Below are 23,992 nucleotides of genomic sequence, written 5' to 3' on the forward strand. Positions count from 1 at the left end.
TCTACCCCCAGTGGCCCGGCACGTCGCCATGGGCGACGACGAACCGCTTTTCGTCAAACGAGTAGGGAACCCTGGGGGACCCGCCGAACTGTTCCACATGCGGGGCGATCTCGGCCAGGGTCAGCAGCAGGTAGAAAAGCCGGTGGGCATCCTCGGGCGCCTCGGGATACTCGAACTGGTCCATATATTCGACGATATCCATGACCCGCGGCATGATGCGGTCGTAAAAGGATTGAAGCTCTTCGCTCGTGCTGGTTCGCCGCTTTTCCATCCGCTGGTTCATTGTGGCCAGTGACCACCCCTCATCGACCAGCGGCTCGAGATCCGAGAATTTTTGCGGTAGGGCACCCGACATTACATGTCTCCCCAGGAGAAGCGGCCCGAGAAATCCTGCTTGGCCTCGATATAGCGCTTGACGGCGTGATACTGGTGGCGGACCAGCACTTCCTCGTCCTGGAGGTTGAAGATCGGCTTGGCCCCGGAGCGCACGGCTGCGTGGGTATCTTCCATGGTCTCCGTATCCTCGAGCCAGGCATCGCGCTGCAGCACCTGGCCGTGCTCGGCCGCAAAGCGTTCGCGATAATTGGCGGGCTGGCGGATGTACTGCGCGCCTTCCCAGACACAGGTGTCCTTGTCGATGGGGTAGAAAATGTGGGTGAAGTACACGCCTTCCCCGATCGCCACCATGAAGAACGGGAAAATCACCGGCATTTCGAACGCGTAATCGGGCCGGTTCGTCGGGTTGACGTGCTCGGGCAGCATCTTCTTGCCGCGCTGCTGGGTGATGGAGTTTTCCGAAATCTCGCTCGTGATGGTCGAGACCGCGGTCGGTTTCATGGTTTCGAGGTTAAGGCAGACGGCGGACGTCCGGTGAGGACCCGCGATATTCACGTTCTCGACCGCCGTATAGAAGATATCGGGGAACGTCCCGGCGTGAATGGTGGCGGCGTGGTAGGCTTCCTGAAAGGCGTCGCAGCAGATTTTCCAGTTGGCGTTCAGGAAGGCCCGGTACTTGAAGACGTAAGGCAGGCTGCCGTAGTCGTAATTGGACAGGTGATCGCCCATGTCGCCCAGGTAATCGCCGAGCGACTGGGAGGGGGACGGGTCGAGATTGATGAAGATGAACCCGTTCCAGATGTCACAGGCGATCGGCGTGAGGCCGCAGGTCGCGGGGTCGATGCCGAAAAACTTGTCCTGTTCCGGCGCCAGCATCAATTCGCCCTTGGCATTATAGACCCAGCCATGGAAGCGGCAGGTGATGGCAAGCCCCCTTGCCCGGCCGTAGGTGTCCCAATCGGAGGTTTCCTTGACCGGCTTGTTGCCGCGATGCGAACAGGCATTATGGAAGGCGCGAATCTTGTCGTCCTTGCCGCGGATCAGCACCACCGATGTATCGGCGAAGTCCAGCCGGCGAACCTTGTAACTGCCTTTCTTCGGCAATTCCTCGACCCGGGCGACCTGCCACCAGACCTTCTTGAATATCTTCTCTTTTTCAAGCTCGAAATGCTCGGCTGAATAGCATTGTCTGGTATCGATCGGATTGGTCCCGAGGAACGGAAATTTCTCGGCCCAGCGATGGCGGCTTTCGGTCACGTCGGTCATTCGTTCATTCCCCTCCTGAGTCTTCGGACCGTTCCCGGGCCCGCCGGCCGCGCGGGAGCGCTGGACGGGCCGCTCCGGCCGGGCCAGATTTTCTCAGGGACTTTTACCACGAAAACCGCCTGTCCCCGAAACCCTTAAATCCGCTGTAAAATTAATCCTCCGTAAAGTCCTGCCCCCGGCGTGCCCAGCGCCGCGCGCGCAGGCTTCCGGTGCCGGGCCGGTTCGGCCACTCGTTTCGGGGGGCTCCCTGCCGCGGCGGTCTCGCTATCCTGCCGGCACGACGGCAGGGTAGATACCCGGCGAGGGGCATCCGCCAGGGCCCGGTCGGTCGTAAACATCCTGGAACAAGCCCGTGCCGGAACCGTTTGGCGGAACCCGCAGCCGGCGGGCCTTGGTGCGGGCTGGTGGAATCGCTTTTCAGCGGGTAGGTTTTCTTTTCGGCCGGCCGCGTTACCTTGGCTCCGGCCGCAACGACCGAAAGCGCGGCGATCAGTCCGAACAAGGGCCGCGCAACAACATTGAGGGAGAGAGGTCTGGTGACCGACGAGAGTTTCACGCCACCCTTACCTGCCGGTGTCAGTCCCGAGGATTTCGCGGCGGCACTCAGGGAAATCACCGCGATCGTCGGCGAAAAATGGGTCTACCGCGACGAGAAATACGATCTTGACGGGTATCGTGACACCTACGCGGTGGTCGATCCCGATTATCATATGCCCTCCGCCGCGGTCGCCCCGGATGGGGTTGAGCAGATCCAGCGGATCCTCGAGGTCGCCAATACCTATCGTCTACCCCTCTGGCCGATTTCGACGGGCCGCAATCTCGCCTATGGCGCTGCCGCGCCGCGCATGCCTGGCACCGTAACGCTGGACCTCAAGCGCATGAACCGGATCCTCGAGGTCAACGAGGAGTCCGGCTACGCGCTGGTTGAGCCCGGCGTCAGCTATTTCGATCTCTATGAGCATCTGCGCAAAAACGACATCAAGCTGTGGCTTGACGTGCCGAGTCCGGGTTGGGGCAGTGTCGTTGGCAACACGCTCGAACGCGGGGTCGGATACACGCCCTATGCCGACCATTTCCTGATGCAATGCGGCATGGAGGTCGTGCTGCCCAACGCGAAGGTGATCCGGACGGGCATGGGGGCTCTGCCCGGCAACAATTCCTGGCAGTTGTTCAAATACGGCTTCGGACCTTATGTGGATGGTGTATTCACCCAGTCCAACCTGGGCATCGTGACCAAGCTTGGCGTGTGGCTCATGCCGGAACCGCCGGGCTACCGGCCCTATATGATCAGCTTCGAGCGGGAAGAGGATATCGCGGCCGCGGTCGATGTCCTCAGGCCGCTCAGGATCAACATGGTGGTGCCCAATGCGGCGACATTCGCCAGCGTGTTTCTCGAAGCGGCGATCAAGACCACCAAATCGCAATATTACGATGGCTCGGGCGTCCTGCCGCAAAGCGCAAGGCGGCAGATCAAGGAAGACCAGAAGATAGGCGAATGGAATCTTTACGCCGCCCTTTACGGGCCGCCACCGATCATGGACGCGAACTGGTCCGTCATTCGCGACGCCTTTTCGGGCATCAAGGGCGCGAAGGTCTGGACACAGGAAGACCGGGCAGGCGACGCGGCGTTCGAGTATCGGGCCATGACCATGTCGGGTGTGCCCAATCTGCGGGAATTCGGCTTCGTCAACTGGGAGCCCTCGGGCGGGCATATCGACTTCTCACCGATCACGCCGCTGAATGGCGAGGATGCGCTCAAGCAGTACACGATGGTCCGCGACCGTGCCAACGAGTACGACTTCGACTACCTGGGCGCCTTCGTCGCCGGGTGGCGCGAACTGCGTCACGTATTCGCTCTGGTTTTCAATCGGGAGGACCCCGCAACCCGCGAACGGGCGCGGGAATTATTCGGCATTCTTGTGAACGAGTCGGCCGAGGCGGGATATGGCGAGTACCGCACGCATATCTCCTTCATGGACCAAGTCGCCAAAACGTATTCCTACAATGACCATGCGCTCTGGAAGCTGCACGAGCGTCTCAAGGACGCGATAGACCCCAACGGGATCCTCGCGCCCGGCAAGCAGGGCGTGTGGCCCAGGCGTTACCGGGATGGCGAGAAATACGGCGTTACGCCGGGTGAGGGGAGCTGATGGTCGGATTCCGGGCCGGACTGGTGGCCGCGCTGCTCGTGCTCCTCGCGGGCTGCGGCGAGAAAGACACTGAAGGGGACAGAGGCGCGGCGGCAGACAAGGAATCCGGGGCCCTGGCGCTCCGCGAAAAGGGGCAGAGCCATTTCGAGGCGGCCTGCCTGCCTTGCCACCGTCCGGCCGAGGGTTACCCGGGGACCGTGGCCCTGATTGCCAGCCGCAGGGCGGAGTTTGCCGATCTCGCACGGCGCGACGATCTGACGAGAGATTATATCCGCCAGGTGGTCCGGATGGGGCAGGGCGCGATGCCGCCCTATCGCAAAGCGGATCTGTTGGCGGAAGAACTTGACGCGATCGCGGCGTATCTGGCGGCGGAGTAAAAGATCATGACCAGGCAAGACCCGAAAAATTCGATGGCGCCAACCCTTTTCAGCCGGCGCCAGATTCTCGCGAGCGCGGCTGCGGGCGGGGCGGTGGCCGCGCTGCCGATCGGCGCCTTCGCGGCCGGGCTGCCGGATCTGGCCCGGCCGGGCCGCGTGCCCCATGCCGTCATGATTTTCGATACGCGCTATGCGCCGGCGGTTGAATTCGGCCGTGCGGCTCGTCGGGTCTGCGGGCTTGCGGCGGCGAGGTGCCATGACTTCGAGGGCGATCTCGGACGATTCTGGTCCGCGCTTGGCGATCAGTTGCGCGGCGGCGACACGCCACTTCTCGGCATGACGCAGGACTCCGATTTCGTCCTCCTCCGGCATCTCGCCCGCGACGCGGGGCTCGTGCCGGTCTTCCAGGCGCGCCATAGACCGGGCCGCGCGGGCGGGCAGAGCCATGAAATTTCCGGTCCGGCCGACGCCGTGCGGGCTCTGGCTGCGTCCCTGGCCCCGTCCCTGGCCCCGTCCTCGGGCAGGGAGGAGAGCTGGCCGCACGCGGCGGCGGAGGCGATCCGTGCCATTGCCAGCGGGGAAACGGGCCCTGCGCCAAGCGTGCGCCGCGAGATTGCCGGCGCGCCCGGGAACACGGCTTACCGATCGCGCGTGCACCTGGTGTCGTGGCTGTTTCAGCCTGCGGCCAAGACGATGAACAGTTAGGGAGAACCAGGTGAGCGATATTCTGCCTCAGGGACTGAGTGCGAGCGAGTTCAAGGCGGCACTCGACGCATTCCGAAAGATCGTGGGCGCGCGCTGGGTAATTGTGGAGCCCACAGAGGGGCTCAACAGCTATCGTGACCAGTATTCGCCCCGCCCGGCCAGCTTCTTCCTTGCCTCGGCCGCGGTGGCGCCGGACAGCGTCGAGCAGATTCAGCAGATCCTCAAGGTGGCCAACGATTACGGCATTCCACTCTGGACCGTGGGGGCCGGGCGCAACCTCGCCTATGGCGGGGCCGCGCCGCGCGAGAACGGTTACGTGGTTCTCGATCTGAAGCGGATGAACCGGATCCTCGAGGTCAACGAGCAATACGGCTATGCGCTGCTTGAGCCGGGGGTCACCTATTTCGAGCTGTATCGCTATCTGCAGGACAGGGGCCACAAGCTCTGGATCGATTGCGCGGCGCCGGGCTGGGGCAGTGTCGTGGGCAACGCGCTCGAGCACGGGGTGGGCTACACACCCTATGGCGAACACTTCACCATGAGTTGCGGCATGGAGGTCGTGCTGGCAAATGGCGAGGTGGTGCGGACCGGCATGGGGGCGCTGCCGGGCAACAATACCTGGCAATTATTCAAATACGGCTTCGGCCCCTTCGTGGACGGCCTTTTCACGCAGTCCAATTTTGGTGTCGTCACCAAAATGGGCGTCTGGCTGATGCCCGAGCCGCCGGGTGTGACGCCGTTCATGATCACCTACCAGAACGAGGACGACCTGCATGCGATCACCGAGCGGCTTCGTCCTCTCAAGGTCAATTCCATCATTCCCAACGGGGCGGTGACGGCACACGCTATCTGGGAAGCATCGGTCCAGGTGACCCGGTCGCAGTATTACGATGGCGACGGCCCCATGCCCGAAAGCAACCTGCGGCGCATGATCGAGGATCTCGATATCGGCATCTGGAACTTCTACGGCGCCGTATACGGGCCGCCGCCGGTCATGGAGGCCGGACTTTCCGTGGTCAGGGACGCGCTCCTGTCGATACCGGGGGCGAAAATGTATCTCGAAGAGGATCGCAAGGGGGATGGCGCGTTCGTCTACCGGGCCGAGCTGATGCGCGGCGTGCCCAATATGACGGAATTCGGAATCGTGAACTGGACGGGTGGCGGCGCGCATCTGGATTTCTCGCCCGTCTCGCCGACAACGGGCGACGACGCGATGAAGCAGTTTCACATGATCCGGGACCGGGCGCGGGAATTCGGCTTCGATTATGTGGGGGAATTCGCCGTCGGCTGGCGCGAGATGCACCATATCTTCATGATCGTCTATGACACGATGGATGATGACGAAAAATCCCGCGCCCGGGAGCTGTTCTCCGTTCTGGTCCGCGAGGCGGCGGCGGAAGGGTATGGGGAATATCGCACGCATCTGGAATTCATGGACGATATCGCCGCCACATACGACTGGAACGACGGGGCGCTCTGGGACTTCCATGAAACGATCAAGGATGCGCTTGATCCCAACGGCATTCTCTCGCCCGGCAAGATGGGGATATGGCCCAAGCGGATGCGGGACGCACACCCGCGCAAAGGGGCCGGCTCCGGAGATAGCGACGCATGACCAGACTGATGTTCCTTGACCGGCGTGGCGCCCGGCGCGTCCTGGCAATGGCGCTCGGCCTCACCCTCGGCCTCACCCTCGGCCTGGCCGCGCTGCCGGCGGACGCGGAAGACGCCCCGTCGGGAGAAAAGGTTTTCGCCGACCACTGCGCCAGTTGCCATGCCGCGGGTCCCGGCCATCCCGCGACCATTGTTCTGGGGGTAACCCGGGGCGAGGATTTCGCGGTCCTCCAGGAGCGGACGGACCTGCCGGCCGATTATGTGGTCGAGATCGTGCGTAACGGCCTGCAGGGGATGCCGGGGTTCCGGCCGACGGAGCTGACCGATGCCGAGGTGGCTGCGGTGGCCCGGCATATCGCTGGGGACGGCGAATAACCCCGGAAAAATTGCCGACCCGGGCCCGGCGCCCAATATTTCGCCACCAAGCCATGTATGCTGGCGGGCTGATGTGAGACCATGCGGCGGTGGAAGGCGGCTCCGGCCCGCGCGGACCCGAAGGGAGGGAATACCGAATGAGCGTGATGGAAAAGGACAAGGCCGGAAAAATCACCCGGACCGATTTATGGATTGGCGGCAAATCCGTGCCCCCGTCCAGCGGACGCTATTTCGAGGATCACAGCCCGATCGACAACCGCGTCTATTCCGAGGCGGCCGAGGGCACGATCGAGGATGTGGACCGGGCCGTCCGCGCGGCACACGAGGCGTTTGCCTCCTACGGCAAGACCCTGGCCAAGGACCGAGAGGTCTGGCTGTTCCGCGCGGCCGAGCTGATGGAGCGGCGCAAGGAGGAGGTCATCGACATCCTCATCGACGAGGTGGGTTCGCCGATCACCAAATGCATGTTCGAGGTGGATATGTCGGTGCGCATGTTTCGTGCCGCTGCCGGCGTGCCCCGTCGCCTGACGGGTAAGACGATTCCTTCCGACCGGCCAGGCTGCTTCAGCATGTCGGTGCGCGAGCCGGTCGGCGTGGTCGCGGGCATCACGCCCTTCAATGTGCCGTTGGTGAAGGCGGCCAAGCAGGCCTCGGTCGCGCTCGCCTGCGGCAACACTTTCGTCCTCATGCCCTCCGAGGAAGCGCCGCTGGTAGCGAGCTGGTTCGCGCGCATCCTCCACGACGCCGGGTTCCCCGCCGGAAGCTTCAATGTTGTGACCGGCAACCCCTTCGATATTGGCGACAGCCTTACGTCTCATCCGCTGGTCAAATCGGTCCTGTTCTGCGGTTCGACCCGCGTCGGCCGCCATATTGCCGAAATTTGCGGCCGCGACCTCAAACCGGTGACGCTGGAACTGGGTGGCAAGAGCCCCGCGATCATCCTCAAGGACGCCGATCTCGACGTGGCCGTTCCTGCGGCGGCCGCCGGCATCTTCTTCTTCCAGGGCCAGGCCTGCATGGGCACGAGCCGCATGATCGTCGAGCGCGCCATCGCTGACGAATTCATCACCCGTTTCACCGAGGTCGCGAAGGGCATGAAGATCGGCGATCTGCGCCAGCCCGATACGGCGGTGGGCCCGATCATCTCCGACCGCCAGCGCGAGCGGGTCAAGACCCACATTGACGACGCGGTCGCCAAGGGCGCCCGGATGACCGTGGGCGGCAACTGGGCCGGCAATGTGTGCGAGCCCACAGTGCTCACCGGCGTTACGCCCGACATGGTGGTTTATGCCGAGGAAACCTTCGGTCCCGTGACCGCGATCTATATCGTGGACGGCCCGGAAGAAGCGCTCAAGATCGCCAACGATACGTCATACGGCTTGAGCGCTGCGATCTTTACCAACAACGTCAATAATGCCTTCATCCTGGCGCAGGGCATTCACGCGGGTATGGTCCATGTGAACGCAGCCTCGCTGCAGGACGAGCCGCACGTGCCCTTTGGCGGCATGGGCCAGTCCGGCCTCGGGCGCGAGGGGACGGAAACCGATATCGAGGCCATGACCGAATGGAAATGGATCACGGTGCAACTCCCGGTCGAGGGAGGCGGGCACTGAGGCAGAATTACCCGCGCCCGGCGGAAACGGCTATGGAAAACAACGCCAAGACAGGACTGATCTTATGAGCGTGCAGGCGATCGAACCGGCCATGTCACCGGACAGGATTGAATCCTTGCGGGATTTCCTTGCGCTTCTCAAGGCGCACGGCCAGGCGATCACCTGGCCCGAGTCGGTTCTGCCCGAGCCCGATGTCCGCAATGTCGTTGTCGCGGCCGGCCGCGACAATATGTATGGGCCGGCCATCCTGTTTGACAGGATCCGGGGCTATCCGGGCAAGCGCCTGGCGGTCGGCGTGCATGGCAGTTTTTCCAACCTCGCCCTGCTGCTAGGCCATCCCAAGGGCACCCCCATTCGCGAGCTGTTTTTCGATATCGTGGGGCGCTGGGGCACGTCCAAGGCCGACCTTCGGCGCCTTTCGGCCAGGGAGGCGCCCGTTCATCAGAACCGGATCGAGAAGGACATCAATCTCTATGACGTCCTGCCGCTGTACCGGGTCAACGAATATGACGGCGGCTTTTATATCGGCAAGGCCAATGTCGTCAGCCGCGACCCGCACGAGCCCGAGAATTTTGAAAAACAGAATGTCGGCATCTACCGGATCCAGGTTCACGGTCCCGATCTGATCACCCTTCTTTCGGTGCCCAGCCACGATATGGGCCGGCAAATCATGGCGGCCGAACGCGATAACATTCCGTTCCGGATCGCGATCATGCTGGGGAATCATCCGGCCATGGCGATGTTCGCGGCCACCCCCGTGGGGTATGACGAGTCCGAATTCGCTTATGCCTCCGAAATGATGGGTGCGCCCATCAGCCTGACCGAGTCGGGCAACGGGATGGATATCCTGGCGCACAGCGAGATCGTAATCGAAGCCGAGCTGATACAGGGCGAGCGCCTGCTGGAAGGGCCGTTCGGCGAGTTTCCCGGCAGCTATAGTGGTGTGCGCAAGGTGCCGGCCTTCCGCGTCACGGCAATTTCGCACCGCGACGATCCGATTTTCGAGAATATCTACATCGGGCGCGGGTGGACGGAGCACGATACGCTGATCGGCCTCAATACCTCGGCCCCCATCTACGCCAAGCTGAAGAGCGATTTTCCGGAAGTTGCCGCGGTCAATGCCCTCTACCAGCATGGGCTCACTGGCATCATCGCAGTGAAAAATCGCTTTGCGGGTTTTGCAAAATCGGTGGCTTTGCGGGCGCTCGGTACGCCGCATGGCCTCATGTATCTTAAGAACCTGATTCTCGTGGATGCGGAAATCGACCCCTTCGATTTGAACCAGGTCATGTGGGCCCTTTCCGTGCGTACCCGGGCCGAAGATGTCATGGTGCTGGACAACATGGCCATGGTGCCGATCGATCCGGCGGCGCGCGTTCAGGGCAAGGGGCACCACCTGATCATCGATGCGACCACGCCGCTTCCGCCCGATGTGGGGGCCGAGGCGCCGCGGATCGTCTCGCCCCCGACAGGCGAAGAGATCGACCGGTTGGCACAGAAGATTCAGCAGCTCCAGGCGGGAGAGGGCCAGTGATCCGCTGTCCGAGATGCGAATCGGAATCCACCCGGATCGAGTACGAGGGGCGCGAGGATGGCGCAATCGTCTGGACGGTCCATAATTGCGAGACCTGCCGCTTTACCTGGCGTGATTCAGAGCCCGGCACCACCATCTCCCCCGACAAGCGGGAGTCGTTCTTCCAGATCGATCCGGACGACACCGACAAATACCCCATACAGCTGCCCCTCCAGCGCTAGGGGTCGGCTCGGATCCCCGGGCACTCAAGCAAAATTGAAATCACGCCGGTCTAGTGTGAAGAGGCGGCGGTGGATTCAGCCGTGCCAAGCTGTCAGCTTGCTGGGCGAAAACGAGCTTGAACGATAATGAAGCGAGCGACGTCACCATGGCTCAACATATACAGACGGATATTTGTGTGATCGGGGCGGGGTCGGGCGGCCTGTCTGTTGCAGCGGGCGCCGTACAAATGGGCGCCCGCGTTGTCCTGATCGAGAAGGGCGATATGGGAGGTGACTGCCTCAATACGGGCTGCGTGCCCTCGAAATCCCTGATCGCAGCCGGCGCGGCCGCTCAAACGTTCCGCGCCAGCGCTGCATTCGGGATCGCAGCCACGGAACCGGAAATTGATTTCGCCGGCGTGAACCGCCATGTCAAAAGCGTGATCGCCGCCATCGCGCCGATGGACTCGGAAGAGCGGTTTACGGGCCTGGGCGTGCAAGTGATCCGCGCGGCCGCCCGGTTCGTGGGACCGCGCGAGGTCGAGGCTGGCAAGATCCGGGTGTCCGCCAAATGGATCGTTGTCGCCACCGGTTCGCGGGCCGGTGTGCCCCCCATTCCGGGCCTCGACGAGGTGCCGTTTCTGACGAACGAGACGATTTTCGACCTGACATCCCGTCCCGATCACCTGCTGATCGTCGGCGGTGGCCCCATCGGGATGGAGATGGCCCAGGCCCATCGCCGGCTGGGAGCGCGGGTCACCGTGCTCGAGCGCGACCGGATCATGCCCAAGGACGATCCGGAGCTGGTGGACGTCGTGCGCCGCCGGGTCATGGCCGAGGGTGTTTCCCTGGTCGAGGGGGCTGAAATCGTTCGCGTCGAGCAAGGAGATGCCGGCCCCGTCGTCGTGCTCGAGACAGAAACGGGTCAGGAGCGGGTTCAGGGCAGTCATCTGCTGGTCGCGGCCGGCCGGCAACCGAACACGGAAACGCTCGACCTCGAAGCCGGACGGGTCAGTTATGACCGGCGCGGTATCACCGTGGACCGACGGCTGCGCTCTGTCAGCAATAGGCGCGTGTTCGCTGTGGGCGATGTGGCGGGGCAATTTCAGTTTACGCACATTGCCGGTTATCACGCGGGGATCGTGATCCGGAACATACTCTTCCGCCTGCCGGCCAAGACGGATGACGATGCTGTTCCCTGGGTGACCTATACGGCCCCGGAACTTGCCCATGTCGGCCTTTCCGAATCGGCCGCACGGAAACGTTATGGCAAGGTTCGGACTCTGACATGGTCGCTGGAGGAAAACGATCGCGCCCGGGCGGAACGGGAGACGGAGGGGCTGGTCAAGATCGTGACCGGCCCGGGGGGTCGCGTCGTCGGGGCCGGAATTGTCGCGCCCCATGCGGGCGAGCTCATCCAGCCGCTGGTGCTTGCGGTCAGCCAGAAGATCAAGGTGGGCGCGCTGGCCTCGATGATCGCGCCTTATCCCACCCTCGGCGAGGCGATCAAGCGCGCTGCGGGAAGTTATTACACCGACACCCTCTTCTCGGACAGAACGCGCCGGATCGTTCGGTTCCTGATGAAATTCGCCTGAAGGATTCAAGAAATGGAAACGGAAAATCTGCCGCCAGAAGAGGGCGCCCGGGCTCCCCGGTTCGGGATGAAGCAAATTTTCGTGCTCGGCCTTTTCGCCCTCGCCATCGCGGCAGTGTTTTATTTCGACCTCGACCGTTATCTCAGCTTTCAGACTTTGAAAGAGAACCGGGCCTTTCTCACGGGGTTTGTGGCGAGTCACATGGCCGCGGCCGCCCTTCTCTTCATGCTCGTGTATGCCGCCTCCACAGCCTTGTCCGTGCCGGGTGGCGCGCTCCTGACCGTGACCGGCGGTTTCCTGTTCGGGCCCGTCCTGGGGGCCGGCTTCGCCGTTGTCGGGGCGACGATCGGGGCGACGATCGTCTTCCTGATTGCGCGCTCGACGCTGGGGGATTATCTGCGCGCCCGTGCCCGCGGCCCCTTGCGGAGAATGGAAAAGGGCTTCAACGAGAACGCGCTTAACTATCTCCTGGTCCTGCGACTGATACCCATTTTCCCCTTTTTCGTGGTTAACATCGTCCCGGCTTTTCTCGGTGTGCCACTCAGAACGTACGTGATTGCCACTTTCTTTGGGATAATACCGGGCTCGCTCGTCTATACCTATGTCGGGGTCGGGCTTGGCAGCATACTCGATTCCAACCAGGCGTTCAGCCTGACGGGCATCCTGACGCCGCAAATTGTTACAGCCCTGGTCGGGCTGGCGGTTCTCTCCCTGATGCCTGTGGCATACCGTAAATTCCGGTCAAGCCGGGCGACCGGCGAATGATCTCAATGGGTACTTGTTCCTTGGGTCGGGGACGCTATCCTAATGCCTTGGGGGCCCTGTTTCAGAAAACCGATGATGGGTGATACAACACATCCTGCCGTCCTCATGGTCGAGGACTCGCCATCCCTGGCGGCGACCTACGAGGAGTATCTGCGCGACGAGGCCATTGAACTGGTGCACGCGGCAACGGGGCAGCAAGCGCTGGTTCAGATCGGTTCACTCAACCCGGCGGTGGTGCTCCTCGACCTCAAGCTGCCCGACATGGACGGGATCGAGATCCTCGAAGCCCTGCAGAAGGCACGCAGTCCGGCAATCATTATCGTCATAACGGCGCACGGCTCTGTAAACGTGGCCGTCGAAGCCATGCGTCTTGGCGCGGCCGATTTTCTGATGAAGCCGTTTACGGCCGACCGTCTGCGGGTGACGCTCCGGAACGCCCTTGAAAAATCGCGCCTGTTGAAAATTGTCGAGGTCTTCCAGGAGACCTTCGCGCGCCACGAATTTGCGGGATTTATTGGCAGTTCGCTCGCCATGCAGGCGGTATACCGGATGATCGATGCGGCTGCGCCCAGCCGGGCCACGGTTTTCATCACCGGCGAGAGTGGCACCGGCAAGGAGCTCTGCGCCGAGGCCATTCACCAGAGAAGTTCCCGGCGGGAAGGGCCCTTCGTCGCGCTGAACTGCGCGGCGATACCCAAGGACCTGATGGAGTCTGAGATTTTCGGTCACGTGAAGGGCGCCTTCACCAGCGCCATCAGCGACCGCGACGGCGCTGCCCAGCAGGCGGACGGGGGGACGTTCTTCCTCGATGAAATCTGCGAACTGGATATCAACCTCCAGACGAAGCTTCTGCGCTTTATCCAGACCGGGACGTTCTCGCGTGTGGGCGGTGACGCAATGCAGAAGGTTGATGTCCGCTTCCTTTGCGCGACCAACCGGGATCCGCTGGTCGAGGTTGAAACCGGCCGATTCCGCGAGGATCTTTATTACCGGCTGCACGTCATCCCGATACCGCTTCCGCCGTTGCGCGAGCGTGAGACGGATGTGCTCGATCTGGCCCGGTTCTTCCTCGAGAGCTTCGCGGCCGAGGAGGGGCGCAGCTTCGACGGGTTTGATCCGCAGGCGGAAGCGATCCTGCGGGCCTACTCCTGGCCCGGCAATGTGCGTGAGCTTCAGAACGTTATCCGTAACATTGTCGTCATGAATGCGGGCGGGCTGGTGACGCCCGAATACCTGCCACCGCCGCTGAATATGCTGTCTCACGCCGGGTCCGTGGCAACGGGTGCCGGGCTCGATGGCGCGGCGTCGGACGGTAAAAGGCCGGGCGGCGGCAACCTGCCCGCCGGGGGCGGCCGGGTGTCGGACGCCCGCTTGCCGGCGCGGGGTGTGCTCAGGCCGCTGGCGGAGGTGGAGCGGGAGACCATCGAAGAGGCGCTGCGACTGTTCGACGGGAATGTGCCGCGGACAGCGACGGAGTTGGGGATCAGCGCCTCGACGATCTACCGGAAAATCCGGAGTTGGGAAAAGGCCGACCAGAAGGGCGCTGACCGGCTTACTGAGTGATACCTCAGGCCATTATCCGGTCGTGGTCTGGGGTACTTCCACCGCCGCCTCGCTCTGCATCCAGGCGGAAAGCCGCGCCAGCGCGGCCGGCGCGTGTTCCCGTATTCCCGCCAGCGCCTGGCGCGCGCCTTCCGCATCGCCCCCGTGCGCGGCGTCTTCCATTCGGGCGGCCAGGTCGGCAAGTTGGACGAGGCCGAAAGTACGCGAACTGCCCTTGAGGGCATGTGCCTCGCCCCCGGCTGTGGCCCAGTCACCCGCCGTACCCAGTGCTTTAAGGCGGCTGACACGATTTTCGGCCTCTGTCAGATAGGCCGTGAGCAGACGGGGCAGCACCTCGGCCGTGACTTCTTCGCGCAGCAGGGCCAGCACATCCTCGTCGAGCACCGGGCGGTCACCGGGCCCCGGGGGTTTCGGTCGAGGTTCCGGCGTACGCGCGGACGGAATCTCCTCCCCGCCCGGGCTTCGCCCTGGCGTCCTCCGGCCCTGGGAGATCCAGTGGGTCACCTCGGCGATAAGAGTGGGTCTGGGCACGGGTTTGCTGAGGTAGCCGTTCATGCCGTGGCGCAAAAGACGGTCTTGTTCGCCGTCGAGCGCGATCGCCGTCAGGGCGATGATCGGCAGGGTCTGGAATCGACCGCCCAGTGCACGAATCTTTTCGGTCGCCTCGATCCCATCCATTTCCGGCATGGAAATATCCATCAGGACCAGATCGATATCTTCTGTCTGCACCATTTCCAGCGCTTCGCGGCCATTCGCCGCCTCGACGATCTCATATCCGGCCGATTCCAGGATGGTCGTCGCCACCAGCCGGTTCGTCGCGCTGTCTTCGGCCAGAAGGATGCGCCCGCCCTGGCCGGCTGTTGCCTCCGCTTGCCCGCCTTTATCCCGTGCTGGCACTCCAAGCCGGGCGGGATCCATCAGGGGATGCGCTTCGGATACGCCGTGCACGGTCGGGGCTTTGTCGGGGGCGAGGACTTCGTCGCTCGCATCAAGCAGCGAGGCGATCCGTCCGCGAGCGTTCATTTCCTCGCGGTTTCTTCTGGCGCCGGCGGCGTCCGGCGCGAGCGGTATCTCGAACCAGAAGGTGCTGCCCTGGCCGACCTTGCTCTCGACACCGATGTGCCCGCCCATGAGTTCCGTCAGTCGCTTGGAGATCGCAAGCCCGAGCCCTGTGCCGCCGTGGCGGCGCGACAGGGAGGTGTCGGCCTGAATGAAATCACCGAACAGACGCTGGCGGACCTCATCCCCGATGCCGGGTCCCGTGTCGGTGACCTCGAAGCGAACGACTTTCTGGGCAGCCGAAATCATGCTGACGTTCAGACGCACCTCGCCCGCCGAGGTGAACTTGACGGCGTTCCCGACCAGATTGAGCAACACCTGACGCAAACGCATGTTATCGCCGTAAACCATGTTTGGTACGTCGTCGTCGACATACGCGCCAAATCCGATTTCCTTGACGTCTGTCATCGGGGCCAGCAGGTCGATGACACTTTGAAGCATGGGGCGCAATGCGAAGGGCCGCTTGTGAAGGGAAAGCTTGCGGGCCTCGATCTTGGAAAGGTCAAGTACATCATTCAGAATCGTAAGCAGCGCCTCGGCCGATTCCTTCGCGGTCAGGACGTAGCGCTCCTGCTTCTGATCCAGTGCCGTATCGGTCAGAAGATTGAGCATCCCCAGAACGCCATTCATCGGTGTCCGGATCTCATGGCTCATCATGGCGAGAAAATCGGATTTCGCCTGATTGGCATGTTCCGCCTGTTCCTTGGCGGCTTTGAGATCGGCTTCGGCAAGCTTCTGACCTGTGATGTCGCGGATAAAAGCGGTGAACAGCCGATGGTCGTCCGTCGCGACCCCGGTCAGGGCGAAATCGACCGGAAACTCGCGACCGTCGCGCCTGATTCCCGCTGTCTCGAGCCGCGCGCCGCCCCAGTCGGGTCCGGCTTCACGCATCGCACGGTCATAGAGGCGGAAAAACCGGGGGCGATCGCGTTCGACCATCAATGTGCCGACCGCCGACTTGCCGATGATTTCGGACGCTTTGTAGCCGAACATGACTTCCGCCGACGGACTGAACTCCACGATCAGCCCGTCTTCGTCCAGCGTCAGAATAGCGTCGAGCGCCGAATTGAACATCGCGGATTTGCGCGCTTCTGATACCTTGAGATCGTCCTCGCGCCGCTTCAAGTCGGTGATATCGGCCTGCACCATGACGGTCCCGCCATCGAGGAGAGTCTGCTCCGTGACAAGGAGCCAGCGGCCGTCGGCGAGATGCTCCTCGAATGGACCCGAGGGCTTGTGGTGCTGTTCCAGCCGGCGGCTGAGGCGGGAGGCCGGATCGCGACGTTCGGGGCCCGGCCTGGCAAACTGGCCCCTAAGGATCGCTTCTTCGTAGATTTCCGCAAAACGGGTGCCGGGCTCGGTAAGTTCCAGCACCTTCGCGTAGTTCTCGCGAAAACGCTGGTTGCAATGCACCAGCCGATCATCCGCGTCAAACAGGGCAAACCCTTCAGACACGTTTTGGAGGGCGGCAATCAGGGTCGTTTGTGCGGTGAGCCAGTTATCCAGGAGCGTATCGCGTTCCTGTTGCAGCGCCAGGCCGCGCATTACAGCCTGACGCATGTTACGCCCGAGGGCGATGAAGGCGACGGCGTAAATCACGATCATCGCGGCGACGGCGAATGAGGACTCGGCCCCGTCGACCAGAAAGCGCGCCACCAGGATCGATACCGATGGCCCGAAAAAGGCGTAAAAGGCGGGGGGATAGTGGCCGAACGCGGCGAGGGCACCGATGCCCATCCCGCACACGGCCAAGGTCAGAAAGACCTGATAGATGATGGCGCCGGGGATAAAGAGCGCCGCTGCGCCTAGGCCCCAGAGGAGGCCGGCAATCAGATTGCCGGTTATGAGACGGCCCGACCAGCCAAGGATCGCCGCGTCGCTGGTTGCCTCATGCCAGAACCTGTTCCAGCTCCACAGCCGCATGAGCGACAGGAAGACGAGAAGGCCGGCCCATCCCAGCAACAGGCCCGAAGGTGCTTCGGCCCAGAGAACGCCGACGACCAGAAACACGTTCAGAATGTTTGCGAGGCTTCCGATCGGCAGGTTACGGAAGCATAGTTTTACCTGTTCCGCGCGTGGATCCGGATAGGCTTCCGCTCCGCGCGCGAAGACTTCGTGGTTTGGGCTTGGTATGCTTTTTTCGCCCATATTATCGCCGCTCGGAAGGTTGCTCGGCTGTCCGGATCTCGGCCAGAGCCGGGCAGGAAACGCGCGGCGGTCGGAAATCCTTTTTTAAGTCTATGATTTATGACGCTAAATGGTAAATATTTTCGAAGTGGCGCGAGAACGGAGCGGGTAAACCATGGTTAAAGCGGGAAAATCCATCGAGGAGCCGATCCTGAACAGGTTCTGGCACCTCTCCCAATCTCCGCGAGAAATGGCCCTGACCGAGCTGGAATATGCCGGTATGCGCATGCTGGAGGCCTTTGGGCGGTGGACCTCGCAGGGGCTGGCCTCGGGGGGCGGAGTCGATATCACCTATGCCGAAGCGACGATCCTGCACATCGTGCGTATGCAGGACCGGCCGAAGAGTCTGACGACCATCGCCCGACTGCTGAATCGTGATGATACGCCCAACATCCAGTACGGCTTGCGCAAGCTGTCAAAGGCCGGGCTGATCGCTAAAACGCGCGATCCCGCACGCAAAACATTCCTCTATTCGGCGACCGAGCTCGGCGTGCGGGTAACGGATGCCTATGCCGAGATCCGGCGCGAGGTTCTGGTCCCGCTGACGGATGCGATCGAATCCGCCGAGGAGCGAATGCAAGGCGCGGCGGATTTCCTGCAGATCATGACCGGCCTTTATGACGCGGCCGGACGCGTGGCCGCGACCTACCAGCAGGACAGGCCCAACGCCAACTCGCGCCACGGGGCCGCGCCGGCCAGGCCGGGAGGGAGCAAGGCCAGCGGCCCGTCCAAATGACCCGCGCCACCCGCGCCACCGGCGCCTAGGCGCGGGCGCTTGGAGAGAGGCAGGCTTCCAGCGACTGCCCGATCGCGAAGACGCGGCTATCGGTGCCGGGCTGGCCAAACAGCATCAACCCTACCGGCGCTTCGTCGGGCTCGTGGCAGGGAACGCTGAGGGCCGGCACATCGAGGAAATTACCGACGGTAGTATTGCGCAGGAGCGCCAGATTGGCGCGCCTGTAAGCCTCCGAATCGGCCATATCCGCGATGGCTGGTGCCACGATTGGAACCGTCGGGAGAAGCACCCCGTCGAAGCCGGCAAGCTGATCCAGAATTGCGCCGCTCAACCTGCCGCGCCAGGCGAGCAGATCGATATAATCGGCCGCCAGCAGCGACTGGCCGCGATTGATGCGGCTGAGGACTTCCGGGTCATACATGTCCTGGCGGGTTTCGAGATACGGGCGGTGAATGGCGAAGGATTCGGCCGCCGCGATACCGTGGCGCCGCAACGGGTCGGACAGTTCGGCGAGCGCGCCGAGCCTGATCGTCGTGATCTTCGCACCAGCATTTGACAGACGCGTGAGCGCCCGTCCGAATGCATCGCTGACAACAGGTTCAATATCGTCGAAGACGAGCGTCTCGGGCACGGCAAAACGCAGGTCCTTCAGCGGCAGCGCTTCGGGTACCCGCGGGTCGCCGCCTGACAGCACTGCATCAATCAGGGCGCAGCAGGCGACGCTGGGGGCCAGGGGACCTACCGTGTCCTGACTCGGTGAGAGGGGAAAGGCGCCGGCCAGCGGTATGCGTCCCGAGGTCGGCTTGAATCCGCACAGCCCATTCAAGGCGGCCGGAATCCTGCAGGACCCGCCCGTATCCGTGCCGATCGCAGCCACACACATGCCGTCGGCGACGGAAATCGCCGCGCCCGAGGACGAACCGCCGGGGACCCGGCCGGTTCCGCGGTCGAAAACGCTTTTCGGCGTGCCGTAATGGGGATTGGTGCCGACACCGCCAAAGGCAAATTCCACCATGTTCGTCTTGCCCAGGATGACCGCCCCCGCCTGGCGCAGCCGCGCGACCACGGGGGCGTCCCATTGCGCCGGTGGCGCATCGCCGAGCACTCGTGAGCCAGCCCGCGTCACCTCGCCCGCGATGTCGAACAGGTCCTTGACCGTGATCGGCAAGCCCGACAGCGGCGGCAGGGCGCCGCCAGCCCGCCGCAGCGCGTCGCTCGCCCGCGCCTCTGCCCTGGCGCGCGCCTCAAGGACAAGGGTCATGGTCCGCGCCCCTTCGCCCGTGCGGTCGCCTATCCTCGCGAGGGAATTTTCCAGCACACCCTCGGCCCGCGCCTTGCCACTCGCAAGGCGTGCCTGAAGCTGTGTGATCGGTGTCAGGATCGGGAAATCCGCGTCGTTACCTGGGGCTGGCATGCTTGTCTCTCTGGAGGGATCGATCGCGCCGGGTCCCCGGCCCGTGAGTTCGTTGCCGGGGGAATCCGGGGCAAACTAGCGGATTTTCCATTTCTTTTCGCAGTTAAATTTTGCAATTCACGGCTTTTCCACTAAGGGAGGTGGACGGCTGTGGGCCAATACGTAGAATGCCTCAAAGCTTACGGTCGGCGAGATCATCCAAACAGGGTGGTGCGGCCCGGCCCCGAAAGGAAAGAACTCCATGAGCACCGATTTCCCGCAAACTCGCGTCGCCATCGTCTACTACAGTGACAAGGGACATACCCGTGTTCTCGCCGATTGCATCGCGCGGGGCGCGGGCCGGGTATCGGGCACGGAAGTGAGCGCCATGGACATCTACGAAGCCGACAAGAACTGGGACGTCCTGCATGAGTCTGATGCCATCGTGTTCGGGACGCCGACGTTCATCGGATCTGTCGCGGCCGAGTTCAAGGCCTTCATCGAAAAGCTGAACGGGCCCATCTGGCTTGACCGGATGTGGACGGGGAAAATCGCCGCCGGGTTCACAGTCTCGGCCGGACGCAGCGGCGACAAGCTGAACTGCCTGATGCAGCTTGTGATTTTTGCCGGGCAAATGGGCATGATCTGGGTGAACCAGCCGCTTCTGGGAGGCAATTATTCCACTGCCGGCAGCGAGGAGGATCTCAACCGGATGGCGGGATATCTTGGCGTCATGGCGCAAGCCAATATCGACGAGGACACTTCCGTGGTACCGCCGGAAAGCGACCGGCGAACGGCCGAAATTCACGGTGAGCATATTGCCGCGGTGACACGCGACCTCGTCTGGGGGCGGCAGCTTGCGGGCCAGTCCGGCCTGGCGGGACCGAAATTCGGCCGCACGGGCTTGCTCGACGCGCCAGCGACGACCTGACGGCCGGCACCGTTTCCGCGCGGCCGATCGTGCGGTCAAGGCTGCACGCCTGAAGCCACGATTGCCAGGCGGACATTCGTGACCTGGCCTGGTCGCGACACGCCCATGCAGCGAACCGATGAAACAACGTGTAATCATGTCTGACATGTCCAAAATCTCGTACTCGGGAAACGACCCCGAAAATCAGTCGGAAAATGGATCGGAAGATAGCATCCAGGCCAGGGAGCGGCTGCTGGCGCGCTTCCAGGCGGCGGCCGGCGCACTGCCCAGGTCACCGGAAGCAGCCCGATGCTTCGAGGATGACGGCCGGGTGTCCGATCTCGACGTTCTCAACCGGCTGCGCAGTTACCTCAAGGAATATCGGGCAAGCACGGACCGCAATGTGCTCAAGAATCCGACCCGGTTTCTTGCGGTGGAGATCATCCGTCTTCTCGAAAGCGGCGAGATTTCCATCGGCGTGGTCGAGACCCTGATCCAGCGGCTGGTTGCGGAAGCTTTCGTGTGCCGGGCCGCCCGACATCGAAGATATGTCGGGGAAATGGACCGGGCGGCAAACGATGCCCGCATCGTGGATCTGGTCCGCGCGGTTGCGCTGGGACCGGATCCCGACGGCACACCGGTCCCGTTCGAGGCCTTCCAGTCGCGGGTCGAGTCCGAGCTGTTCGGGATCGTCATAACGGCCCACCCCACGTTCAGCCTGTCCTCGCGTCTGATCCGTGCCTTGGGTGCGGTCATCGCGGGCGAGGATTCCACCGGCCACAAGCTGGACGAGGGCGAGCTCGATGCCCTGTTTCAGGAAGTGGCCGCGCTGGAGCACCGCTCTGACCAGCCGATTGACCTCAAGACCGAGCAGGATCTCTCGCTCGAAGCGATCTGCAACATCCAGAACGGCCTGCGGCGGGTCTACGAGCATGTTTTTGCCGTAGCCCGGGATCTCTATCCCAACCGCTGGCAGGATCTGTGTCCGCGCCTCCTGACCGTGGCCAGCTGGGTCGGCTACGATCTGGACGGCCGCTCCGATATCACCTGGACTGCGACGCTCCATACCCGGCTGCGTGTCCAGCTTCGGCAGCTCGAAACCTATCTCGACTATGTGCGCGACATTCATCAGCAGGCCAGGGAGCGGCCCGCGGGAGATCGCTCCGATTCGGCCGAGCTGGTGCAGACGCTGGAACTTGTCGAATCGCGCCTGGCGCTCGCCATCAAGGAAATCAAGGACGAGATGAATGTTTTCGGCGCCGCCGAGGCGGCGGCCGATTACGCCCAGATACAGCGGATCGCCAAGCAGATGCGCGAAGGCCTCTCGCTGCGCCTGGTGGAATCGGGCCATCTTGTGGAACTGATCTCGAAAGGCATTCTGGCGGCGCAAGATGACGATCTGATCGGTCGGTTGTGTATCCTGCGTGCCGAGCTGGCCAATTACGGCCTCGCCATGGCCCATACCCACGTGCGCCTCAACGCAACCCAGCTTCACAATGCGATCAATTCCGAAATCGGCCTGACAGCCGCGCCGGATGACCCGGCCTTCCGACGCAGCTATCTCGCCGCCATCAACGACCTGCTGGACAAGGTCCAGCCAGTGACCATCAATTTCGGCACCATCATTGCCGAACGCGCCTCGGCCCGCCGGCTTTTCATGGTGGTCACGCAACTGATCAAATATGTCGATTCGACAACGCCGGTGCGTTTCCTCATCGCCGAATCGGACACCACGCTCACGGTGCTCATTGCGCTCTATTTCGCCAAGCTCTTCGATATCGAGGACCGGATTGATATTTCACCCCTGTTCGAGACCGAGAAGGGCCTGGAGAGGGGCGTGCGGATCATGCGCGACCTCTTGGCCAACGAACATTACCGCGCCTACGTCAAGCGGCGCGGCCGGCTCTGCATCCAGACCGGGTTCTCGGATGCCGGCCGTCTCCTCGGCCAAACCACGGCCGCGGCCGGCATGGAACGGCTGAAACTGGGACTGACCGAGCTTCTGGCCGAGGAGGGTCTCAAGGATGTCCAACTCGTGGTGTTCGACACCCATGGCGAGGCCGTGGGCCGGGGCGGGCATCCGGGTGATTTCGGCGCGCGGCTCGACTACATCATGACGCCGGAGAGCCGGTGGCGGGCCGACGGGGCCGGCATTGCGCTCAAACAGGAAATCTCGTTTCAGGGGGGTGACGGTTACGTCCACTTCATCACCCCGGATCTGGCCTATGCGTCGATTTGCCGGATCCTCGAACGCGCGTTGCCGCGGCCGGTTCCGGCAGAGCCACCGGACCCGTTCTATGAAGAGTGGGATTATGTGGTCGAGTTCTTCGCCACGATCAACCAGTTCAACCGCGGTCTCATGCAGGACCCGAATTTTGCTGCGCTCCTGGGCATGTTCGGGACCAACCTTCTCTATCCGGCGGGATCGCGCTCCCTGACCCGCCAGAGTGACGATCCGCTGGCGCCGGGCCGGGAAGTGACCCATCCGATGCAGCTTCGCGCCATCTCCCACAATTCGATCCTCCAGCAGATGGGGTTTCTCGCAAACAGCGTCGGAGGGGTCGGCCGGGCCATTGCCAAGGATCCGGACGGTTTCCGCAGCCTGTATCAGGCCTCCCCCCGGTTCCGCCTGATCCTGAGCATGGCGCGGTGGGGCCTGGTCTTCTCGGATATCGACGCGCTCAAGTCCTACATTAATCTCACCGATCCCGAGTTGTGGCTTGCGCGCAGTGTCTCGATCGGCGATTCGGAGCGATTTTCCGAAGTCATGACGGTTGCGGAGAATTTGGAAGAGCTGGATGTTCATGTCCCGCTCAATGCCGTGTTCCGCAATTTGCATCGGGATGTGATCGAGTTTGACCGGTTCATGGCTCGCGCCATGGACGATGGTGACGGCCAGGTCGCCGCCCCGGCGGAACGGGCCTCAAGCCTGTTTCCAGAGGAAGATCCGGACCTGCGCGACCGTCTTGTGATCCTGCATGCCTTGCGGGTGGCCCTGATCCGCCAGATTTATGTGATCGCCACTCGTATTCCCGAGTTCAGCGTCCAGCATGGCACCACGCCGAAAAGCCTGATCCGGATGATTGCCCATCTCGATATCGAGCGGGCCATGAATCTGCTGGAGAAAATTTTTCCGCCGGACCAGAACCTCTCGCTGCTCGAGGATTTCGGCGAGCCGGCAACCTATCGCAGTACGACCACACGGGGTTACGAGACGCAGCATGGCCAGATTTTCGTCCCGATGGCCAAGCATTACGCCCTGGTGCGGCGCATCAGCACCGGCATCATCAGCCTTATCGGCGCCACCGGCTGACGATCCCGGCCGGCGCACACAAAAAGGCACCGGCTGTGGGCAACAGCCGGTGCCGATTTGGAGCCGCCATTCTCGGGAAAAACACCGGGCTTGGGGCAAGTTGGGCGAACTAGCAAGGACCCCGGCGTCTTAGGTATGGTGGCTGAGAGAAGTTCGATCCGCGTGTCAGCAATCCCGGTCGCCCAACTCTCGATCTCATGGATACAACCAAAGGTTTTAATAAAAGGTAAATAAAATATTTCAAATATAGGAAGAATGTCCGTTTCATGGACTTTTAGGACGCTTTTCATACGCGTAAAAA

General features: G+C 62.7%; 18 protein-coding genes. 14 read left to right on the forward strand and 4 right to left on the reverse strand.

All coding sequences use genetic code 11. From position 1 onward, the window contains the following. Position 1 precedes the first annotated feature (1 nt). On the reverse strand, positions 2 to 355 hold the full coding sequence (locus RLQ26_00535) for a hypothetical protein (protein MEQ9087211.1): 354 nt from the start codon (positions 353 to 355) through the stop codon (positions 2 to 4). Then, positions 355 to 1,602, reverse strand: coding sequence for an aromatic ring-hydroxylating dioxygenase subunit alpha (locus RLQ26_00540; GenBank protein ID MEQ9087212.1), 1,248 nt, complete (start codon positions 1,600 to 1,602; stop codon positions 355 to 357). The genes RLQ26_00535 and RLQ26_00540 overlap by 1 nt, the downstream gene beginning before the upstream one ends. A gap of 536 nt (positions 1,603 to 2,138) precedes the next feature. Here RLQ26_00540 and RLQ26_00545 point away from each other — a divergent pair. The 11 genes from RLQ26_00545 to RLQ26_00595 all read left to right on the forward strand — a co-directional run bounded on the left by RLQ26_00545 (position 2,139) and on the right by RLQ26_00595 (position 14,093). Further along, positions 2,139 to 3,752 carry an FAD-binding oxidoreductase gene (locus RLQ26_00545; GenBank protein MEQ9087213.1) on the forward strand — a complete coding sequence of 538 codons (1,614 nt, stop codon included), beginning with the start codon at positions 2,139 to 2,141 and terminating at the stop codon, positions 3,750 to 3,752. Then, the gene (locus RLQ26_00550; GenBank protein MEQ9087214.1) at positions 3,752 to 4,129 is read left to right on the forward strand and encodes a cytochrome c; all 378 of its coding nucleotides are present in this window, start codon (positions 3,752 to 3,754) and stop codon (positions 4,127 to 4,129) included. Before RLQ26_00545 ends, RLQ26_00550 begins: the two co-directional genes overlap by 1 nt. A gap of 6 nt (positions 4,130 to 4,135) precedes the next feature. After that, the gene (locus RLQ26_00555) at positions 4,136 to 4,834 is read left to right on the forward strand and encodes a hypothetical protein (protein MEQ9087215.1); all 699 of its coding nucleotides are present in this window, start codon (positions 4,136 to 4,138) and stop codon (positions 4,832 to 4,834) included. Between the two features lie 10 nt (positions 4,835 to 4,844). Further along, entirely contained in the window at positions 4,845 to 6,449 is a 1,605-nt protein-coding gene (locus tag RLQ26_00560; GenBank protein ID MEQ9087216.1) for an FAD-binding oxidoreductase, read from the forward strand. Next, positions 6,446 to 6,823 (forward strand): cytochrome c, encoded by a 378-nt coding sequence (locus RLQ26_00565; GenBank protein ID MEQ9087217.1) that lies wholly within the window; start codon positions 6,446 to 6,448, stop codon positions 6,821 to 6,823. The genes RLQ26_00560 and RLQ26_00565 overlap by 4 nt, the downstream gene beginning before the upstream one ends. Positions 6,824 to 6,960: 137 nt before the next feature. Next, the gene (locus RLQ26_00570; protein MEQ9087218.1) at positions 6,961 to 8,436 is read left to right on the forward strand and encodes an aldehyde dehydrogenase family protein; all 1,476 of its coding nucleotides are present in this window, start codon (positions 6,961 to 6,963) and stop codon (positions 8,434 to 8,436) included. Positions 8,437 to 8,500: 64 nt separating this feature from the next. After that, positions 8,501 to 9,970: a UbiD family decarboxylase gene (locus RLQ26_00575; GenBank protein MEQ9087219.1), complete on the forward strand. Its 1,470-nt coding sequence runs from the start codon at positions 8,501 to 8,503 to the stop codon at positions 9,968 to 9,970. Then, positions 9,967 to 10,191 (forward strand): non-oxidative hydroxyarylic acid decarboxylases subunit D, encoded by a 225-nt coding sequence (locus tag RLQ26_00580; protein ID MEQ9087220.1) that lies wholly within the window; start codon positions 9,967 to 9,969, stop codon positions 10,189 to 10,191. The genes RLQ26_00575 and RLQ26_00580 overlap by 4 nt, the downstream gene beginning before the upstream one ends. Before the next feature lie 116 nt (positions 10,192 to 10,307). Next, entirely contained in the window at positions 10,308 to 11,765 is a 1,458-nt protein-coding gene (locus RLQ26_00585; GenBank protein ID MEQ9087221.1) for an FAD-dependent oxidoreductase, read from the forward strand. Positions 11,766 to 11,777: 12 nt separating this feature from the next. Then, a complete protein-coding gene (locus RLQ26_00590) occupies positions 11,778 to 12,530 on the forward strand; it encodes a TVP38/TMEM64 family protein (GenBank protein MEQ9087222.1) in 753 nt (250 codons plus the stop codon). 75 nt (positions 12,531 to 12,605) lie between these two features. Continuing rightward, on the forward strand, positions 12,606 to 14,093 hold the full coding sequence (locus tag RLQ26_00595) for a sigma-54 dependent transcriptional regulator (GenBank protein ID MEQ9087223.1): 1,488 nt from the start codon (positions 12,606 to 12,608) through the stop codon (positions 14,091 to 14,093). A 12-nt stretch (positions 14,094 to 14,105) separates the two neighbouring features. On the opposite strand, the gene RLQ26_00600 is transcribed toward RLQ26_00595, so the two are convergent. After that, on the reverse strand, positions 14,106 to 17,300 hold the full coding sequence (locus tag RLQ26_00600; protein MEQ9087224.1) for an ATP-binding protein: 3,195 nt from the start codon (positions 17,298 to 17,300) through the stop codon (positions 14,106 to 14,108). Positions 17,301 to 17,454: 154 nt separating this feature from the next. Between RLQ26_00600 and RLQ26_00605 the strand changes: the two genes are divergently transcribed. Then, positions 17,455 to 18,075, forward strand: coding sequence for a winged helix DNA-binding protein (locus tag RLQ26_00605; protein MEQ9087225.1), 621 nt, complete (start codon positions 17,455 to 17,457; stop codon positions 18,073 to 18,075). 25 nt (positions 18,076 to 18,100) lie between these two features. Here the strand turns inward: RLQ26_00605 and RLQ26_00610 are convergent, their stop codons facing one another. Beyond that, entirely contained in the window at positions 18,101 to 19,489 is a 1,389-nt protein-coding gene (locus RLQ26_00610) for an amidase (protein MEQ9087226.1), read from the reverse strand. Between the two features lie 241 nt (positions 19,490 to 19,730). Here RLQ26_00610 and RLQ26_00615 point away from each other — a divergent pair, with 241 nt between their 5' ends. Together RLQ26_00615 and RLQ26_00620 are read left to right on the forward strand one after the other, a co-directional pair. Then, complete coding sequence (locus RLQ26_00615; protein MEQ9087227.1) at positions 19,731 to 20,399, forward strand: flavodoxin family protein; 669 nt, start codon at positions 19,731 to 19,733, stop codon at positions 20,397 to 20,399. A gap of 118 nt (positions 20,400 to 20,517) precedes the next feature. Further along, positions 20,518 to 23,691, forward strand: coding sequence for a phosphoenolpyruvate carboxylase (locus RLQ26_00620; GenBank protein ID MEQ9087228.1), 3,174 nt, complete (start codon positions 20,518 to 20,520; stop codon positions 23,689 to 23,691). The last annotated feature ends 301 nt before the right edge of the window (positions 23,692 to 23,992 follow it).

The sequence above is a fragment of the Alphaproteobacteria bacterium genome (genome assembly GCA_040220875.1).
Classification (GTDB): Bacteria; Pseudomonadota; Alphaproteobacteria; order JAVJVX01; family JAVJVX01; genus JAVJVX01.

Bases quoted from the DNA above. Each gene is read 5' to 3' on its own strand.
- RLQ26_00535 (MEQ9087211.1), bottom strand. From the start codon at position 355: ATGTCGGGTGCCCTACCGCAAAAATTCTCGGATCTCGAGCCGCTGGTC.
- RLQ26_00540 (MEQ9087212.1), bottom strand. From the start codon at position 1,602: ATGACCGACGTGACCGAAAGCCGCCATCGCTGGGCCGAGAAATTTCCG.
- RLQ26_00550 (MEQ9087214.1), top strand. From the start codon at position 3,752: ATGGTCGGATTCCGGGCCGGACTGGTGGCCGCGCTGCTCGTGCTCCTC.
- RLQ26_00555 (MEQ9087215.1), top strand. From the start codon at position 4,136: ATGACCAGGCAAGACCCGAAAAATTCGATGGCGCCAACCCTTTTCAGC.
- RLQ26_00565 (MEQ9087217.1), top strand. From the start codon at position 6,446: ATGACCAGACTGATGTTCCTTGACCGGCGTGGCGCCCGGCGCGTCCTG.
- RLQ26_00570 (MEQ9087218.1), top strand. From the start codon at position 6,961: ATGAGCGTGATGGAAAAGGACAAGGCCGGAAAAATCACCCGGACCGAT.
- RLQ26_00575 (MEQ9087219.1), top strand. From the start codon at position 8,501: ATGAGCGTGCAGGCGATCGAACCGGCCATGTCACCGGACAGGATTGAA.
- RLQ26_00590 (MEQ9087222.1), top strand. From the start codon at position 11,778: ATGGAAACGGAAAATCTGCCGCCAGAAGAGGGCGCCCGGGCTCCCCGG.
- RLQ26_00595 (MEQ9087223.1), top strand. From the start codon at position 12,606: ATGGGTGATACAACACATCCTGCCGTCCTCATGGTCGAGGACTCGCCA.
- RLQ26_00600 (MEQ9087224.1), bottom strand. From the start codon at position 17,300: ATGGGCGAAAAAAGCATACCAAGCCCAAACCACGAAGTCTTCGCGCGC.
- RLQ26_00605 (MEQ9087225.1), top strand. From the start codon at position 17,455: ATGGTTAAAGCGGGAAAATCCATCGAGGAGCCGATCCTGAACAGGTTC.
- RLQ26_00610 (MEQ9087226.1), bottom strand. From the start codon at position 19,489: ATGCCAGCCCCAGGTAACGACGCGGATTTCCCGATCCTGACACCGATC.
- RLQ26_00615 (MEQ9087227.1), top strand. From the start codon at position 19,731: ATGAGCACCGATTTCCCGCAAACTCGCGTCGCCATCGTCTACTACAGT.
- RLQ26_00620 (MEQ9087228.1), top strand. From the start codon at position 20,518: ATGAAACAACGTGTAATCATGTCTGACATGTCCAAAATCTCGTACTCG.